This is a genomic window from Pseudonocardia sp. DxW (assembly GCF_058448985.1).
In genome coordinates, this window is the sequence record NZ_JBZFLK010000001.1 from 305,808 (window position 1) to 322,265 (window position 16,458).

Annotated in this window: 14 protein-coding genes; 6 read left to right on the forward strand and 8 right to left on the reverse strand. The window is 76.2% G+C overall.

Annotation, left to right across the window (positions count from 1 at the left end; all coding sequences use genetic code 11):
* The first annotated feature begins 62 nt into the window (after nt 1–62).
* The 3 genes from ACVJO7_RS01465 to ACVJO7_RS01475 all read left to right on the forward strand — a co-directional run bounded on the left by ACVJO7_RS01465 (nt 63) and on the right by ACVJO7_RS01475 (nt 1,386).
* The gene (locus ACVJO7_RS01465) at nt 63–923 is read left to right on the forward strand and encodes a hypothetical protein (protein WP_491671377.1); all 861 of its coding nucleotides are present in this window, start codon (nt 63–65) and stop codon (nt 921–923) included.
* Nucleotides 924–1,009: 86 nt separating this feature from the next.
* Nucleotides 1,010–1,192, forward strand: coding sequence for a hypothetical protein (locus tag ACVJO7_RS01470; protein ID WP_491671378.1), 183 nt, complete (start codon nt 1,010–1,012; stop codon nt 1,190–1,192).
* Nucleotides 1,189–1,386, forward strand: coding sequence for a hypothetical protein (locus ACVJO7_RS01475; RefSeq protein WP_491671379.1), 198 nt, complete (start codon nt 1,189–1,191; stop codon nt 1,384–1,386). The genes ACVJO7_RS01470 and ACVJO7_RS01475 overlap by 4 nt, the downstream gene beginning before the upstream one ends.
* Nucleotides 1,387–1,533: 147 nt before the next feature.
* On the opposite strand, the gene ACVJO7_RS01480 is transcribed toward ACVJO7_RS01475, so the two are convergent.
* The 8 genes from ACVJO7_RS01480 to ACVJO7_RS01515 all read right to left on the reverse strand — a co-directional run bounded on the left by ACVJO7_RS01480 (nt 1,534) and on the right by ACVJO7_RS01515 (nt 12,333).
* Nucleotides 1,534–3,648, reverse strand: a complete 2,115-nt coding sequence (locus tag ACVJO7_RS01480; protein WP_491671380.1) for a molybdopterin oxidoreductase family protein — start codon at nt 3,646–3,648, stop codon at nt 1,534–1,536.
* A 3-nt stretch (nt 3,649–3,651) separates the two neighbouring features.
* Complete coding sequence (locus ACVJO7_RS01485; protein ID WP_344022390.1) at nt 3,652–5,019, reverse strand: nitrate/nitrite transporter; 1,368 nt, start codon at nt 5,017–5,019, stop codon at nt 3,652–3,654.
* A gap of 138 nt (nt 5,020–5,157) precedes the next feature.
* Complete coding sequence (locus tag ACVJO7_RS01490) at nt 5,158–5,967, reverse strand: NAD-dependent epimerase/dehydratase family protein (protein WP_491671381.1); 810 nt, start codon at nt 5,965–5,967, stop codon at nt 5,158–5,160.
* A 5-nt stretch (nt 5,968–5,972) separates the two neighbouring features.
* Complete coding sequence (locus ACVJO7_RS01495) at nt 5,973–6,800, reverse strand: TIGR02569 family protein (protein WP_491671382.1); 828 nt, start codon at nt 6,798–6,800, stop codon at nt 5,973–5,975.
* Nucleotides 6,801–6,981: 181 nt separating this feature from the next.
* Nucleotides 6,982–8,166: a hypothetical protein gene (locus ACVJO7_RS01500; protein ID WP_491671383.1), complete on the reverse strand. Its 1,185-nt coding sequence runs from the start codon at nt 8,164–8,166 to the stop codon at nt 6,982–6,984.
* A complete protein-coding gene (locus ACVJO7_RS01505) occupies nt 8,163–9,752 on the reverse strand; it encodes a hypothetical protein (protein ID WP_491671384.1) in 1,590 nt (529 codons plus the stop codon). The genes ACVJO7_RS01500 and ACVJO7_RS01505 overlap by 4 nt, the downstream gene beginning before the upstream one ends.
* 281 nt (nt 9,753–10,033) lie before the next feature.
* Entirely contained in the window at nt 10,034–11,206 is a 1,173-nt protein-coding gene (gene moeZ, locus ACVJO7_RS01510; protein ID WP_344022382.1) for an adenylyltransferase/sulfurtransferase MoeZ, read from the reverse strand.
* 83 nt (nt 11,207–11,289) lie between these two features.
* Nucleotides 11,290–12,333 carry an alpha/beta fold hydrolase gene (locus tag ACVJO7_RS01515; protein WP_491671385.1) on the reverse strand — a complete coding sequence of 348 codons (1,044 nt, stop codon included), beginning with the start codon at nt 12,331–12,333 and terminating at the stop codon, nt 11,290–11,292.
* Nucleotides 12,334–12,498: 165 nt separating this feature from the next.
* Here ACVJO7_RS01515 and ACVJO7_RS01520 point away from each other — a divergent pair, with 165 nt between their 5' ends.
* From ACVJO7_RS01520 to ACVJO7_RS01530, 3 genes are all read left to right on the forward strand, one after another.
* The gene (locus tag ACVJO7_RS01520; protein ID WP_491671386.1) at nt 12,499–13,416 is read left to right on the forward strand and encodes a DUF8832 domain-containing protein; all 918 of its coding nucleotides are present in this window, start codon (nt 12,499–12,501) and stop codon (nt 13,414–13,416) included.
* 3 nt (nt 13,417–13,419) lie between these two features.
* Complete coding sequence (locus ACVJO7_RS01525; RefSeq protein WP_491671387.1) at nt 13,420–15,696, forward strand: hypothetical protein; 2,277 nt, start codon at nt 13,420–13,422, stop codon at nt 15,694–15,696.
* Between the two features lie 68 nt (nt 15,697–15,764).
* Nucleotides 15,765–16,424, forward strand: a complete 660-nt coding sequence (locus ACVJO7_RS01530) for a TetR/AcrR family transcriptional regulator (RefSeq protein ID WP_358483168.1) — start codon at nt 15,765–15,767, stop codon at nt 16,422–16,424.
* Nucleotides 16,425–16,458 lie beyond the last annotated feature (34 nt).

The window sequence follows — 16,458 nt, forward strand, 5'->3', positions numbered from 1 at the left end:
CCACTGCCCCGAACCGCCACGCGGGGTGACGTACACACCCGCGACGGCGCCCGGAGGGTCGATTGACTCGCACGCGAACCGGGAGGCACAGGGCCACGACGACCCGGCAGCCCGCCGGCGGACGGCTCGGCTGGGTCGACGTCACGAAGGGCATCAGCATCGTCCTGGTGGTGCTGCACCACGCGGTGATGTTCCTGCCGGTCCTGGAACGCGGCTGGCGGACCCTGCTGCACCGGCGGGTCGCCCTGTTCGGCTGGCTCTACCTGCTCTGGACGCTCGTGCAGTTCGCCGTGGTCACCCCGCTGCCCGCGGGCAGCGCACCCGACTTCGCCGTGCTCGACGCCGCCGAACTACCGCTGGTCCTGCTGTACCCGGACCCGTCGATGTGGTTCCTCTACGCGCTGGCGCTCTACTCGGTCGCGGCCCGGGCTGCTGCGCCGCGTCCCGGGCTGGGTGCTGCTCGCCGCGACCGGCGTGCTGAGCACACTGGTCGGCGCCGGGATCGTCGAGTTCGGCTGGCACGCCTGGGAGCTCACCGCCCGCTACGCGTTCTTCTTCGTACTCGGCTGGCACGGCCGCCGGCCCGTCGAGTGGGTCGCCGCCCGGTCGTCGCCGCTGTGGGTGGTGACGGCGGCGTACTGGCGTCCGCGCAGCTCGCCCGGTGGCGGATCGGGCGGGGCGTCGCCGCGCTGGGCAGGCGGACGCTGCCGATCTACCTGGCGAACGTGCCGCTGGTCGCCCTGCTCACCGCGCTGCTGGCCGGCATCGACCCGCCGGCCGCCGCGCAGTACGGGATCGTCGCGCTGGTCACGGCGGTGGCGGTGGCGCTGTCGCTCGCGCTGTACCGAGGCCTGGTCGCCGTCCGCGCCGGGCGGTTCTACGACCTGCCGGGACGCTGGGCGGTGCATCCACGGATCGGCTGACCCGATCCCAGGTTCGCGATCGCAAACCGACGAACGGTCGCTGAGCTGCGACAACGGACTGTCGAACATGGACTCAATACGCCGCGATGTTCGACCGGATCGCCGCCGCCCTCGACACACTGTCCGGGCCCGCCGACGCCGACGACACGCGGGACAACCCGGAACGCGCCGCCGAAGCCCTGGCCGAGCTCTGCGGGTTCTCGCCCTCGCCCATGCCCCGGGACGGGTGCTGCCCGAGTCCGGCGGGCGCCGCCCGCAGCTCGTGGTGACCGTGCAGCTCGACGACCTCGAACGGCGCGCGCGGGCGGCGACCCTGGAGTTCGGCGGGCAGCTGGGTCCGGCAGCGCTGCGGATGCTCGCCTGTGATGCCGCGTGCTGCCGGTGGTGTTCGGCGGTGACGGTCGACCGGTCGACGTCGGGCGGGCCAGGCGCACCTTCACCGGCCCTCAGCGCCGCGCGCTGATCGCCCGCGACCGCGGTTGCGCCCACCCCGGCTGCGACCGGCCACCCGCCTGGTGCGAGGTCCACCACGTCCTCCCCTGGGCGCGCCCCGGATCCGGTCGGTCGATGTCGACGATCTGGCCGCCGGGATCGGCGGCCGATGAGCCGCTCAGGCCCGGGCGGCGGCCTCGACCGGCGTACCCCCGTCCACGGTGAGCCGGGCCGGCTCCAGCCGCACCGCGGCGACCTTGAACTCCGGCATCCGGCTCACCGGGTCCAGCGCCGGGTTCGTGACGTTGTTCGCCGCGCCCGCCCCGCCGTAGTGGAACGGCAGGAACACGGTGTCCGGCCGCAGCGTCGGCACGCAGCGCACCCGGGCCGTCGTGGTGCCGCGCCGGGAGGTCACGTCGGCGAGGTCGCCGTCGGCGAGCCCGTGCCGGGCGGCGGTGTCCGGGTGCACCTCGACGAACACCTCCGGATCGATCACGGCGAGCTCGTCGACCCGCCGGGTCTGCGCACCGGACTGGTAGTGCACGAGCACCCGCCCGGTGGTGGCCCGCAGCGGGTATCCGGTGTCGACGTCCTCGTCCGGCTCGACGTGCTCGACCGGCACCATCCGGGCCCGGCCGTCGGCGTGCGCGAACCGGTCCGCGAACAGCCGCGGCGTCCCCGGATGGTCCTCGGCGGGGCACGGCCAGTGCAGCGCCTCCCCCGCGTCCAGCCGCGCGTACGAGACACCCGCGTAGTCGGCGATCCCGCCGGACGACGCGCGCCGCAGCTCGTCGAACACCGTCTCCGGGTCCGCCGGGAACGCCCCCGGCGCGTCCAGCGCGGCGGCCAGCCCGGAGATCACCTCCAGGTCGGTGCGGACGTCCGACGGCGGGGCGAGTGCCCGCCGGCGGCGCAGCACCCGGCCCTCCAGGTTGGTCATGGTGCCCTCCTCCTCGGCCCACTGGGCCACCGGGAGGAGCACGTCGGCGCGCATCGCCGTCTCCCCGGGCACGACGTCGGCGACGACCAGCAGGTCCAGCGCGTCCAGCCGGTCGGCGACGGCGCGGGCGTCCGGTGCGGACACCAGCACGTTCGAACCGAACACCAGCAGCGCCTTCGGTCCGCCGGGCCGTCCGAGCGAGTCCAGCAGCTCGACGGCGCTGCGGCCGGGACCGGGCAGCGAGGCCGGATCGACACCCCACACCGACGCGACGTGCGCGCGGGCGGCCGGATCGTCGATCCGCCGGTAGCCGGGCAGCTGGTCGGACTTCTGGCCGTGCTCGCGGCCACCCTGGCCGTTGCCCTGGCCGGTGATCGTCCCGAACCCGGATCCGGGCCGGCCGGGCAGACCGAGCGCGAGCGACAGGTTGATCCACGCGGTGACCGTGTCGACGCCGTGCGCGTGCTGCTCGGCACCGCGGGCGGTCAGCACGTACCGGCGCGACGTCGTCGCCAGCCACCGGACGACGGTGCGCATGTCGGCGGCGGCGACCCCGCAGATCCGCTCGGCCCGTTCCGGCCACCACTGCGACGCGATCAGCCAGACGTCGTCGAACCCGCTGGTCCGGTCGTCGACGTAGCCGAGATCCAGGTGCCCGTCGACGACGGCGGCGTGCAGCATCCCGAGCGCCAGCACCAGGTCGGTGCCCGGGCGCGGCGCCAGGTGCAGGCCGCCGGACGCTATCGCCCGCTCGGCGGTCGGCGTGCGCCGGGGATCGATCACGACCAGCCGTGCCGTGCCCAGGTGCGACATCAGCGGCGGCATCGTCTCGGCGACGTTCGCACCGGCCAGCACGACGAGCTCGGCGTCGTCGAGATCGGTCACTGGGAACGGCAGTCCGCGGTCGATCCCGAACGCGCGGTTGCCCGCGGCGGCCGCCGACGACATGCAGAATCGGCCGTTGTAGTCGATCTGGGAGGTGCCCAGCGCGACCCGGGCGAACTTGCCGAGCAGGTACGCCTTCTCGTTGGTGAGGCCGCCGGCGCCGAACACGGCGACCGAGTCGGGCCCGTGCTCGGCGCGCAGCGCGGCCAGCCGCCCGGCGATCCCGCCGAGCGCGTCGTCCCAGCCGGTCTCCCGGAAACCGGCCGTCCGCGAGTCCCTGACCAGCGGCCTCGTCAGCCGCTGCGGGTGGGTGAGCAGAGCAGAGGAGGTCCAGCCCTTCTGGCACATCCCGCCCGCGTTGGTCGGGAAGTCGCGGGCGTCGACCTCGCCGGACGGCCCGACCCACTGCCCGCACTGCAGCGCGCAGTACGGGCAGTGGGTGGCGGTCCGGTTCTCGCCGGGACCCACCGGTCAGACCCGGGCGAGCTCGGCGCCGCCCGGCACGGACGCCTGCTTCGGTCGCAGGTACACCGCCCAGGTGACGCCGATGCACACCACGTAGAACGCGAGGAAGCTCCAGAACGCGGGCGTACCCGACTCGACGGTCAGGAACGACTGCCGGAACGCCAGGTTGATGAACAGGCCGCCGAGCGCCCCGACCGCCCCGGCAATGCCGATCACCGCACCGGACAGCCTGCGCGCGGTGCCGAGCTCGGTCTCCCGGTCGCCACCCGCGGCGATCGCGACCCGGGCGCGCCCGGTGAAGATCGCCGGGATCATCTTGTAGGTGGAGCCGTTCCCGATGCCGGACAGCGTGAACAGCAGGATGAAGCCGAGCGTGAACACCGCGAGGGACTGCGCACCGGACGCGGCGATGATGATCAGCGTGGCGACCGCCATCCCGGCGAAGTTCCACAGTGTCACGTTGGCGCCGCCGTACCGGTCGGCCAGCCGGCCGCCGATCGGGCGGATCAGCGAGCCGATCAGCGGCCCGATGAAGGTGACCGCCGCCGCCTGCAGCGGGGTGCGGTCGAACTGGTTCTGCAGCACCAGGCCGAAGGCGAACGAGTAGCCGATGAACGAGCCGAAGGTGCCGATGTAGAGGAACGACATGATCCAGGTCTGCCGGTCCCGGCAGGCCTCGGCGAAGGCGCCGGTGTCGTTCGACATGGCGGCGATGTTGTCCATCCGCAGCCACGCCAGCACCGCGGACACGATCACCAGCGGGATGTAGATCGCGATCAGCACCCGGGGCTGCCCGGCCCCGATGGTCGCGATGACCAGCAGCCCGAGCAGCTGCACCACCGGCACGCCCAGGTTGCCGCCGCCCGCGTTCAGGCCCAGCGCCCAGCCCTTGCTCCGCTCCGGGTAGAACGCGTTGATGTTCGCCATCGACGAGGCGAAGTTCCCGCCGCCGACACCGGCGACCGCGGCGACCAGCAGCAGCGTCGTGTACGAGACGCCCGGCTCGATCACGATCAGCGCCAGCAGCAGCGGCACGATCAGCAGGGCCGCGGAGAAGATCGTCCAGTTCCGGCCGCCGAAACGGGCCACCGCGAACGTGTAGGGCAGCCGCAGGATCGCCCCGACCAGGGTCGGCACCGCGACCAGGAAGAACTTCTGGGCCGCGTCGATGCCGTACTCCGGCCCCATGAAGAGCACCAGGACCGACCACATCGTCCACACCGAGAACCCGATGTGCTCGGAGAAGATCGACTGCCAGAGGTTGCGGGAGGCGATCTTCTTACCGGTGCGTTCCCAGAACCCCTCGTCCTCGGGGTCCCAGTGCTCGATCCAGCGTCCGCCGAAACGGCGGCCGGGGGAAGCTGAGGTCGTCACGGATGGCACTCCTGATCGCCGGCGTTCACGTCGTCGACGACGCTAAGGAGCCCCAGTTTCCGACGGGTGGCCCCCTGTGACACGCCGGAAACGCTTATCTCACATGCACGTTGTCACGCCTGTGAGAAGTGCGGTAGGTCAGCGCATCCGGACGCCGAGCGGGAGCTCGCAGAACCCGCCCCCGACGCGGTGGTGCTCGGGCGCGGCCGGATCCGGCTCCGGGCCGCCGGCCAGGATCGCGGTGGCGAACACCTCGGCGTCGTCGCGCGGGTGGAAGCCGATCGCCGCGCCCTCCTCCAGCGACCACCAGCGGCGGGTGTTCGCCGACACGCCCCACACCACGTGGTGGCCGCGGGTGCCGGGATCGACGGCGGCCTCGACCAGCCGGGCCGCGTCGTCCGGCGACAGCCAGGTGGCGAGCGCGCGGGCGTTGCGCGGCTCGTCGAAGCACGTCCCGATCCGCAGGCTGACGACGGTCAGGCCGTAGCGCTCGTGGTACAGCCTGCCCAGCGCCTCGACGGCGGCCTTGCTCCAGCCGTAGAACGTGTCCGGGGCGTGCCCGGTGGTCGCGGGCAGCGGAACGCCGTCGTCGCGGGTGCGGAACCCGGCGGCATGGTTGCTGGACGCCAGGACGACGGTCCGGACACCGGCGGCGACCGCGGCGTCGAGCACCGTGCGGGTGCCGGTCAGGTTCGCCTCGACGATCTCGTCCCAGCCGGCCTCGCCGCTGATGCCGGCCAGATGGACGACGGCGTCGGTCCCGTCGACGGCGGCGGCGACCACCGCGGGATCGGTGACCGATCCGGCGTGCACCTGCTCCCCCGGTCCGGCGGTGAGCGGCGCGCTGTCGAGCAGGCGCAGCACCCGGCCGTCGCGGGCGAGCCGGGGCCGCAGCAGCGTCCCCATGTTGCCGGCGGCACCGGTCAGCACGAGCGACACCGTCGTCACCCGGCTCAGAGCCTGCGGCTGATCAGCCCGGCGACCCGCTCGATCCCGGACAGCGATTCGGCGGTGGCCTCCGGGTGCTGGGCGTGCAGGGCGAGCCGGTAGAGCACGGCCCGCAGCAGCGACTGCGGCCACTCCTGCAGCTCCGACCAGCGCTCGATCAGGTCCTCGTCGGCCCCGCCCCAGGCGACGGCGTCGACCACGACGACGGCGGCGGCCCACTCGGCCGGGCGCCAGAACGGAACCAGATCGAGCACGGCGGGGCGGCCGGTCGGGTCGAACAGCATCGCGCCGAACAGCTCGCCGTGCACGACCTGCGGGGTGAGCCGGATCGTGCGCCGGTGCGCGGCGAGCTCGGCGAACAGCCGGCCACCGGTCTCCGGATGCAGGTCCAGCCTGCGCTCGCCGAACGCGGCGGCGGCCGATCGGGACAGCAGGTCGTCGCGGTCGTCGAGCAGCCGGGGCCGCAGCACCGTGGACGTCGCGGCGTGCAGCCGCAGGGACGCGGCGACGACCTCGTCGTGCCGGGGCTCCGGCGCGCCGGGGACGTAGCGAGACGCGGCCCAGCCGCCGACCACCCAGCGGCCGTCGCTGGACCGCACCGGGCGGGCCAGCCGGACGCCCTCGACCTCCAGGTTCTCCAGGACGGTCGCCGACCAGGCGGCGACGACGTGGTCGGAGACCGGGCGGAGCAGCGTGTCGCCGCACTGCCAGGCCCGCTGGCCGGCCCACACGACGGGACGTGGGGCGGTGTCACGCACGCCGAAGGCGACGCGCACGTGCTCGGGCAGGGCGCTCGCGGCCGGCGCGGTGGCGAGCGGGCGGGCAGCGGTCACGGTCGCGACGGTACCCGCGCCACCGGATACTCCGGACCGCGCCACGCCCGAACAGCCGCAACGCGTCACCACGTTCGGTGGACGAGCGCGGCCGGACCGGTCCGGCCGCGCCGCCGCCGGGGCTCGGCGCCCCGCTGCACGGGGGCGCCGTACACCAGCCCGGCCGCGTCCCGGGCGGTGCTCAGTCCTGCGCACCGCCGGAGGTCCACCGGCCGGCGCCGCCGGAGCCGCCGTCCCAGCCCCCGCCGGAATCCCCACCGGAGCTCCCTCCCGAGCCCCCGCCGGAATCGTCGCCGGAACTCCCTGCCGAATCCCCGCCGGAGTCCCGGCCACTGCTGCCCGTGCCGCCGTCGCGATCGGTGTCCCGGGCCGAGGACCGTTCCGCGGAACCGTCCCGGGCACCATCGGTCGAACGGCTCGCCGCCCACTCGTTCACCCGTTCCGCCATCTGCTCCTCGGCCTGCCGGTCGGCCTCGGCGAGCACCGGCGCGGCGGCCTCCTTGCCCATCACCGCCTCGACGTAGGAGCCGGCGACCGCGGAGGCGATCCCGCCGGCGGAGCCGGATGCGTCCGAGCGGCCCGGCCCGCGGGACTGCTCCGGGGCCGCGGAGCGTTCCGCGGAACGCTCCGGGCCGCCGGACGGGGTGCCGTCACCGGACCGCTCTGTGTCACCGGACCGCTCTGTGCTCCTCGACCGGTCCGCGTCACCGGATCGCTCCTGGCCACCGGACCCCTGGGAGCTCTCGGAGCTGCCGGAACGCTCGGAGTTGCCGGACCGCTCGGGGCTGACCGAGCCCGCTGCACCGCCCGACCGATCCGCGCCACCCGACCGATCCGCGCTGCCCGACCGGTCCGCGCCGCCCGACCGGTCCGCGCCGCCCAGTACCTCCGAGCGCACCGCGGCGACCCGCTCGATCGCACCCGCGGCCGCCCCGGAGCGCGAACGCTCCGGCTGCCCGGACCGGTCCGACTGATCCGACCGGCCCGGCTGATCCGACCGGTCCGACTGCTCCGAGCGGGACTCGTCCGCGGCGCGGTCGAGGACCGCGGGGCGGGACGGCTCGGCCGCGCGGGACCGCTCCGCCGGTGGGTTCGCATCCCGGGGCGCCACGGGACCCGAGCCGGATCCCGCAGGCGTCTCCCGGGCCGCATCCCGATCGGCCGGCCGCGCTCCCGCGCCGGGCCCGCGCTCCGCCGCCCCGGAGTCGGCCGACCCACCCGACCGGTCCTCCCCGGACCGGCCGGGACGCACCCCGCCCGGCTCGTTGTCCGGCTGCGTCGTGCCGGTGCGACGGCCCGGACCGCCGGTGACCTCGCCCAGCGCCCGGCCGGCGTCCTGCACGGTGTCGCCCACACCCTCGGTCACCCGGCCGGCCCCCTCGCCGATCCGCTCGACCGGGCCGTCCGGGGCCGGGCGGTTCCGTGGGAACGGCGACGGGCGGTCCGGCCCGGTCGGGACGGCTCCGCACGGGAGGTCGCCGAGGGGGACTGCCCGGAGCGGTCCGGCCCGGCCGCCTCCGGTGCGGGGCGGTTCCGCGGGACCGGCGACGGGCGGTCCGCCCCGCCCCGGCCCGGCGGTGCGACGAGACCGACCCGCGAGCCGGCGTCGGCGACCGGGCCGTCCGGTCCGGCGTCCCGGGCCGGACGTCCGGCTCCCTCCGATCCGCCGGTCCGCGCGGCACGCCCGCCGGACGGGCCACCGACCAGGGTGTCGATCCCGTCGGCGGCCTCCGAGACCACGCCGCCGAGCGCCTGTCCCGGCCCGGCGGGCTGCTGCGGGGCGCGATCGCCGGTCCCCCGCGGTTCCGGCTCCGGCTCCGCCGACGCCGTGCCGCCGTCCCGCGGCCCGCGCGGATCCAGCGGCGGCCCGCTGGTGCTCACGTCGTCCCGTCCCCGGTCTCCCGCGGTCTCCCGGCCGCCCGCCACGATCTGCAGGTCCCGGCGGCGGCCGATCGGCTCCGGCGACACGGGGCGCTCGCCGCGGGCCAGCGCGAGCACGTCCCCGGACACCTGGTCGGTGCCCGTCCGGTCACCCGGCAGCGGCGCCGCCGTCGCCCGCCGCAGCCCCTCCTCCAGGGCCCTCAGCTCCTCGGCCGTGGTGTCGCGGCGGCGGGCCCGCAGGTCCCGCTGCTCCTCCAGCGACGCCGCCGCCGCCACCTGCTCACCCATCCGCCGGGTAGGCGGGGGCAGCTCCGCGACGATCTGCTCCATCTCGGCGAGCTCCTGCTCGGCGAGCGCCAGCGAGTCCCCGACCTTCCCCCGTGAGGCGTACACGTCCAGCTGCGACCGCAGCGCGGCCTGCTGCTGGCGCAGGACGTCCCGCCGCTGCTGCAGCCGGGCCACCGGGGCCGGGGTGCGTTGCCCGGCGTGCGGGGAGCTGCGCCAGGTCTGCTCGGCCTCCTCCAGGGTCACCAGCTGCTCGTCCAGCGCCGCCAGTGCGATCCGCGCGTCGCCCGCCCACTCGTCCGCGGTACGGCCGCCGTCGGCGCCGGGTCCGCCGACCGGCGGTACCGGCGGCGTCGTGATCAGGGCGTATCCGGCGAGCAGGGTCGCGGTGGCCCCGATCAGGGCGAACGTCCGGCGGTGCCGCAGCGGCCCGCGCGGCGCGCGCTGCCGGGCCGGGGCATCGGACCGCAGCGGACGGTCGCGGCCCCCGGGCGCCGCGGCCGCACGATCCGGGCGCGGTTCCTCCCCGACGCGTCCGGCCCCGGAGCCGGGCCGGGTCCCGGACCGGGGACCGGTCTGAGGCCGGGGCCGGGTCTCGGGCGCGGGCCGGGGTTCGGGCTCGGGCTCGGGTTCGCGCAGCCACGGGAGCGTCCCGGCGAGCCGCTCGTCACCCGCCGCCTGGGCCGCGGCCCGGCGCGCCTGCCGGGCCCGGACCCGGTGCGCAGCGGAGCAGTACCGGCGCTGCGGCCGCGCCACCGGCGGACCGTCGTCCGGCTCGATCACCACGTCGCAACCGTCCAGCGCACACCGTCGCACCGGTCCGTCCACAGTGTCCTCCCCCGCCGTCGTCACGCCGGTCACCGGCGCGCACCGGCTTGTCGCGGTGACCCGGCGTGATGTTTCGGCGAAACGGTCCACTTCGGAGCCGAATCCCCGATCTTCACCCGTTCGGCGGAGTGAAATCGGACCGCGTATCAAGTAGTTGGACGGTTACTCACCGGTTACCAGAACGGCCGCCGTCCCGCGTGTGCGGGACGGCGGCCGTGTCGGTGCAGTGAGCGCGACGGTCAGTACGTCGGCTGCGAGGGGTCGATCTGCTTCACCCAGGACAGCACGCCGCCACCGACGTGCACGGCGTCGGCGAAACCGGCCCGGTGCAGGGCCGCCAGCGCCTCGGCGGAACGGCCACCGGACTTGCAGTGCAGCACCACCGGCCGGTCCTGCGCGATCTCGGACAGCGCCTCCCCGGACAGGATCCGGTCCTTGGGGATGAGCGTCGCCCCCGGGATCGAGACGATCTCGTACTCGTGCGGCTCCCGTACGTCGATCAGCTGGAAGTCCTTGCCCGCGTCGATCATCTGCTTGAGCTCGCCGACGGTGATCGTGTTCCCGGCGGCCGCGTCCTGCGCGTCCTGGGTGACGGTGCCGCAGAACGCCTCGTAGTCGATCAGCTCGGTGATCTTCGGCGTCTCCGGGTCCTTGCGGATCTTCACCTGGCGCCAGGTCGTCTCCAGCGCGTCGTAGATCACCAGACGGCCGAGCAGCGGCTCACCGATCCCGGTGATCAGCTTGACCGCCTCGTTCACCATGATCGAGCCGATCGACGCGCAGAGCACGCCGAGCACGCCGCCCTCGGCGCACGAGGGCACCATCCCGGGCGGCGGGGGCTCCGGGTAGAGGTCGCGGTAGTTGAGGCCCTGCCCGTTCGGCGCGTCCTCCCAGAAGACCGACGCCTGCCCCTCGAAGCGGAAGATCGAGCCCCAGACGTAGGGCTTGCCGAGCAGCACCGCCGCGTCGTTCACCAGGTAGCGGGTGGCGAAGTTGTCGGTGCCGTCCAGGATCAGGTCGTAGTCCCGGAACACGTCCAGGACGTTCTCGCTGGTCAGCCGCTCGTTGTGCAGGCGGACGTCGACGTAGGGATTGACCTCGCGGATCGAGTCGCGGGCCGACTCGGCCTTGGGCCGGTCGACGTCGGACTGGCCGTGGATGATCTGACGCTGCAGGTTCGACTCGTCGACCACGTCGAACTCGACGATCCCCAGCGTGCCCACCCCCGCGGCCGCCAGGTACAGCAGCGCGGGCGAACCGAGGCCGCCCGCTCCGACGACCAGGACCTTGGCGTTCTTCAGCCGCTTCTGCCCGTCCATCCCGACGTCCGGGATGATGAGGTGGCGGCTGTACCGCTCGACCTCCTCCTTGGTGAGCTCGGCAGCCGGCTCCACCAGCGGCGGTAGCGCCATCTCGTCCACTCCTCCGAAGTTCACGTGCGGGTCTCAGGGCGTCTCAACGCACCGGGGCCGCTCCATCTTCCCCGACCGGGCAATCAGGTCTCGTCCCACAGCCCGGCGACGGCGAGCGCCACCCGCTCGGGGTCCTCGATCTGCGCGACGTGCCCGGTGCGGGGCAGCACCAGCATCCGCGCGTCCGGCAGTGCGGCGGCGGTCCGGCGGGCCAGCCGCGGCGACACGATCCGGTCCGCGCCGCCCCACAGGACCAGCGACGGCGCCCGCACCTTCGACGCCCGCTGCCAGGCCGACCGGCCCGCCCAGGTGGCGAGCAGGCCGCGGGTGGCGCCGTCGGTCGCCTCGGCCGCCCACGGCAGCGTCGCGCGGTGCTCGTGCTCGGCGATCAGCTCGTCGAGCCTGCGCTCGGACCCGCGCTGCGGGTCGGCGAAGCAGATCCGCACGATCCGCTCGGCCCGGTCGCGCACCGGCTCGACGGCCAGCGCCCGGCGCGCACCCCGGCCCAGCACCGGGACCATGGCCAGCGCCATCCGCGGGTCGGAGAGCCGCCGCGGATCGGGGCGCAGGTCGGGCATCGCGGGCGACACCAGCGTCAGCGACCGCACCAGCTCGGGACGCCGGGCGGCGACGGTCATCGCGATCAGCCCGCCGAGCGAGTTCCCCACCAGGTGGAACCGGCCGTCGTGGCGTTCCCCGGCCCGGGCCCGCTGCTCGCGCCGCCCGGCCAGCCAGCAGAGCAGCGCGTCCGCCATGCCGTCCGGGGTGTAGTCGCGGGCCGCGGTCGGCTCGGACAGGCCGAACCCGGGCAGGTCGACCGACAGCCCGGCCGCACGCGGCGCCAGCAGCCCGGCCAGATCGGTCCAGTTCGTCGCCGACCCGGCGAGACCGTGCACGTAGACGGCCTCCGACGCGTCCGGCGCACACGCCGCACCGGTCCCCGGGGTCGCCCGGACGTGCAGCGACACGCCACCCGCGGTGATCGTCGCGCCGGGCCACGGCGGGATCTCGTCGGGCAGCGTGGCGAGCGTCGCCGGATCGGCGGTGCGCGGCTGCGGGACCTGCGTGCGGGCGGGCCGGGGCGCGGTGACGGACGGGTGAACGGGGAGCGACGTACCGGCGGCCATCCGACCAGGATGACGTGCCGCGCCCGGCCACGCCGATCACGGGTGACGGCCGTCTCGTCACCGGCACCGGTCTTCGTCACTCCGCGTTCTCCGGCGCACACCGAGCGCAACGACCGGGCGGTCCACGCGTTGTACCGGGGGGACGCCGGACACGGGAGGACGCGCATGGGGCGGATCGCCGGATCGGCTGCGGCCCGGCTCGCCGGCTTCGGCGCGGCGTCCGTGCTCGTCTTCACCGGCGCGTGGACGGCCGGTGGCGCGCTGGACGCGATCGCCGCGGCGGAGAGCGGGGAGACCGCCGAGCTCGGCGACGGGCGGGTGCTCCCGGCCGCCGGGCCGGATGTCCCGCAGCCCGGCGGCGTGACCAGCACCGCGGCCGGCTACACGCTCACCCCGACCCGGCTGATGTACCCGTGGCGGGAGGCCACCGAGATCACCTTCACCGTCACCGGTTCGGACGGCGAGCCGGTGACCCGGTTCGACACCCCCGGTGACGGCTCGCCGGTGATGGACGTCGCCGTCATCCGCCGGGACGTCGCCGGGTACACCCGGCTGCGCGCCGAGGCCGGCCCGGACGGCGTGTGGCGGGCCCCGATGACATTCCCCGGCGAGGGCGTGTGGCGGCTCTACGCGGCGTTCACCCCGACCGGCGGGCCGGCCCTCGATCTCGGTGTGGACGTGCACGTCCCCGGCCCGTACGGCGCGTTCCGGTTCGACCACGAGGACCGGTCCGGCCTGTGCGGTCCCAGTGACCAGCAGGTCCGGCTGGACGGCGCGCTGCTGCCCGGCGGCACCTCGCGGCTGTTCGCCACGGTCGCCCGCGACGGCGTCCCGGTCACCGATCTCGAACCGGTCGACGGCGGTGCGTTCGGCTCGCTGACCGTGGTCCGGCAGGGCGACCTGGCCCGGTTCCCGGTGCGGCCGGAGGTGACCGGGGCGGACGCCGACGACCGGGCCGGGCCCGGCATCGCGTTCTCCGCATCGGTCCCGGCGGCCGGGGACCACCGGCTGTTCCTCGACTACCGGTCCGACGGGGAGCTCCGCTCCTGCGAGTTCACCCTGCCGACGGCGCCGGGGAGCTGAGCCGTGCGCTCCCCGCAGCCGTTCCCGGTCGCCGTCACCGCCGCTGTGACGGCGCTGCTGCTGCCGGTGGCCGGACCGCCGCTCGCGCCGCCGCCCGCCCTGCCGGGATTGCTCGCGGTGAGCGTGCTGCTCGCGACGGGCGTCGTCCTGGTCGCCGGCCGGGCCGGGCACCGGGCGGCGGCCGCCGCGCTGCGGACCGGGACCGTCACCGCCGACGTGGGCGTCTCGGTCGCGACGCTCGGCGCGTCGGCGTGGGCGGCACCGGCGGTGCTCGCCGCGGCCGTCTCCCCGGCGGGACCACAGGCCGTGCTCGGCGGGTGGGGTGCCGGGGCCGGGCCGGCGGAGCTGCTCGGGCTGCTGGGCGGCCCGGCCCTGCTGCCCGGCACGGCGGCCGTGCTGACCGTGCTCGCGGTCCTCGTGCAGCGCACCGGCCGGAACGGCTCGGCGACCGCCGGCACGGGCCGGCCGGCGCGAGGGGCCGGCCCGGCGGGCGCCGCGCCGGGCCCGCGGGACGCGCTGCGCGCGGTGGCGGACCGCTGGTGCGCCCGCGCGGTCCCGGCAGTGGTGCTGCTCGCGCTGGCCGTGACCGGGTTCCGGGTGGGTGCCGGGCAGCCGTGGCCGGAGGCGGGCCAGGCCGGTCTCGCGGTGCTGCTGGCCGCCTGCCCGGTCGCGCTGCTCGCCGCGGTCCCGGCCGCCGTGCGGGCCGCCGACCGGGCCGGCGGGCCGGACGTGCGGCTGCCGCTGCCCGGCCGCGGGCCCCGCCAGGACCCGGTCGGGTGGACCCGGCCGTTCGGCGCGCACGGCGTCGTCGCGCGGATCGACACCGTCGTGCTCGCCGGGCCGGACGTGCTCACCGGGGCCGGTCCCGGCGCGGTCGTCGTGCACCCGGCGCCCGGCGAGGATCCGGCCACGGTGCTGCGGCTGGCCGCGTCGGTGACGGCGGGCTGCCGGCCCGGATCCGATCTCGCGCCGGTCGCCCGGGCACTGGCCGCCGCCCACGGCGGGCCGGTGCCGGACGTCGCCGAGGCCGACGAGCAGCCGGGCCTCGGGGTGTCCGGGCTGGTCGCCGAGCTGGTCCCGGTCGACGGACTGCGGCCGGGGGTGGCCACCGGCCGGCTGCGCGGCGGGGCCGGGAACCGGCCTGCCAACGGCATCGGCCCGGGCACAGCGGCGGGCACAGCGGCAGGGACAGCGGCGGGTACGACGGCGGGCACAGTCGCGGGCACAGTCGCCGGGCAGCCGGTGGTCGCCCTCGCCGAACACCCCGCCGGTCCCGCGCGCACGGCTGATCCCGCTCGTCCCGCCACCGGTCCCGACCGCGCCGCCGGTCCTGCTCGTCCCGTCGGTCCTGCCGGTCCCGACCGCGCCGCCGGCCCCGCTGGGCCTGCTGCCCCCGCCGGTCCCGACCACGCCGCCGGTCCCGCTCGTCCCGCCGGTCCCACCGGCCCCGCCGCTCCTGCTGGCTCCGCTGGTCCCGTGCCCGGCCCGGCCGCGACGGTGGTGGCGCACGCGGTGCTCGCGGGCTCCGCGGAGTGGCTCCGGGAGCACGGCGTCCGGCTCCCGCCCGGCCTGCGGGCGGAGCGCGAGCGCGCCGTCGCCGCGGGGGCCTCCGTGGTCGCCGTCGCCTGGGACGGCGCGGCCCGGGCGGTCTGCACCCTGGAGCGGGTCGCGCACCCGTCGGTGGCCGCCGGGACGGCGGCGCTGCGGGCCGCCGGCGCCGCGCCTGCTCTGCTCACCCCCGACGACGACGGTGCCGCGCACGCCCTCGCCCGGGCCGCCGGACTGGACCCGGCGGACGCGGACGCCGTCCGCGCCGGGCTGGGTCCCGCGGCCCGGGCGGCCGCCGTCGCGGGACTGCGTGCCCGCGGCCGCACCGTCGCCGTCGCGGCCGATCCCGGGACCGACCCGGACGCGCTGGCCGGCGCCGATCTCGCCGTCGCGCTGTTCCCCTGGCCCGCCGGGGACGGCGTGACCACCCCCGGTCCCGGCGAGCCGGACCCGGTTCCCGCCCCCGCGACGGGATCCGCGAGGATCGCCGCCCGGGGCGGCCCCGCCGAGGTGGCCGCAGCCCTCGTGCTGGCCCGGCGGGCCCGCGCGCACACCCGTCGCGCGGTCGTCGCCGCGGCGGTGCTGGCGGCCGTCGGGACGGCCCTCGCGGTCGCCGGAGCACCCGGCTCCGCGGTCGCCGCGCTGCCGGTCCTGGGGGCGCTCGCGGTGCGCGCCCGGCGGATCCGGACGGGTGTCCGGGCACCGTCCGGCGCACCTCCGGAAGGCCGATGACGCAGCGTTCGTAATCCCGGTTACCAGCGGGTAGGGTGACCCCACACCGGGTGAAAGGTAGGGGGCCGATGACCGGAACCGCCACGCCTCGGGGCGCGCGCCTGTCCCGTGGAGCGCGCCGCGCACAGCTGCTGCTGGCCGCCCGCGACGTGTTCGCCGAGCAGGGCTACCACGCGGCGGCGATGGACGACATCGCCGAGCGGGCCGGGGTCAGCAAGCCGGTCCTCTACCAGCATTTCCCCGGCAAGCTCGAGCTGTACCAGGCGCTGCTGACGACCTACGCCGAGGAGCTCGTCGAGCGCGTCTCCGGGGCGATCGAGCGGACCGGCGACAACAAGGAACGCGTGCAGGCCGCCGTCGCCGCCTACTTCGACTTCGTCGCCGGTGAGGGCAAGGCGTACCGGCTGGTGTTCGAGTCCGACCTGCGGGGCGACCCGGAGGCCGCCTCCGTGGTGGAGAGCGCGCTCGACCGGTGCATCGACGCGGTCGCCGGTGCGGTCACCACCGACGCCGGGCTGGACCAGGACCGGGCCCGGCTGCTCGCCGTCGGGCTGGTCGGGCTCAGCCAGGTCGGCGCCCAGTTCTGGCTGGACTCCGACCAGCGGGTCCCGCGCGACGAGGCGGTGGCGCTGATGACGTCGCTGGCCTGGCGGGGCATCGGCGGATTCCCCAAGCTCACCGACAGCCCGGACCAGCGACCCGAGCAGCAGCGCACCGACCTGCACTGACCGCACCTGCACCTGCACCGACCGGGCCGGGCGG

Bases quoted from the DNA above. Each gene is read 5' to 3' on its own strand.
- moeZ (WP_344022382.1), bottom strand. From the start codon at position 11,206: ATGGCGCTACCGCCGCTGGTGGAGCCGGCTGCCGAGCTCACCAAGGAG.
- ACVJO7_RS01530 (WP_358483168.1), top strand. From the start codon at position 15,765: ATGACCGGAACCGCCACGCCTCGGGGCGCGCGCCTGTCCCGTGGAGCG.
- ACVJO7_RS01470 (WP_491671378.1), top strand. From the start codon at position 1,010: ATGTTCGACCGGATCGCCGCCGCCCTCGACACACTGTCCGGGCCCGCC.
- ACVJO7_RS01515 (WP_491671385.1), bottom strand. From the start codon at position 12,333: ATGGCCGCCGGTACGTCGCTCCCCGTTCACCCGTCCGTCACCGCGCCC.
- ACVJO7_RS01520 (WP_491671386.1), top strand. From the start codon at position 12,499: ATGGGGCGGATCGCCGGATCGGCTGCGGCCCGGCTCGCCGGCTTCGGC.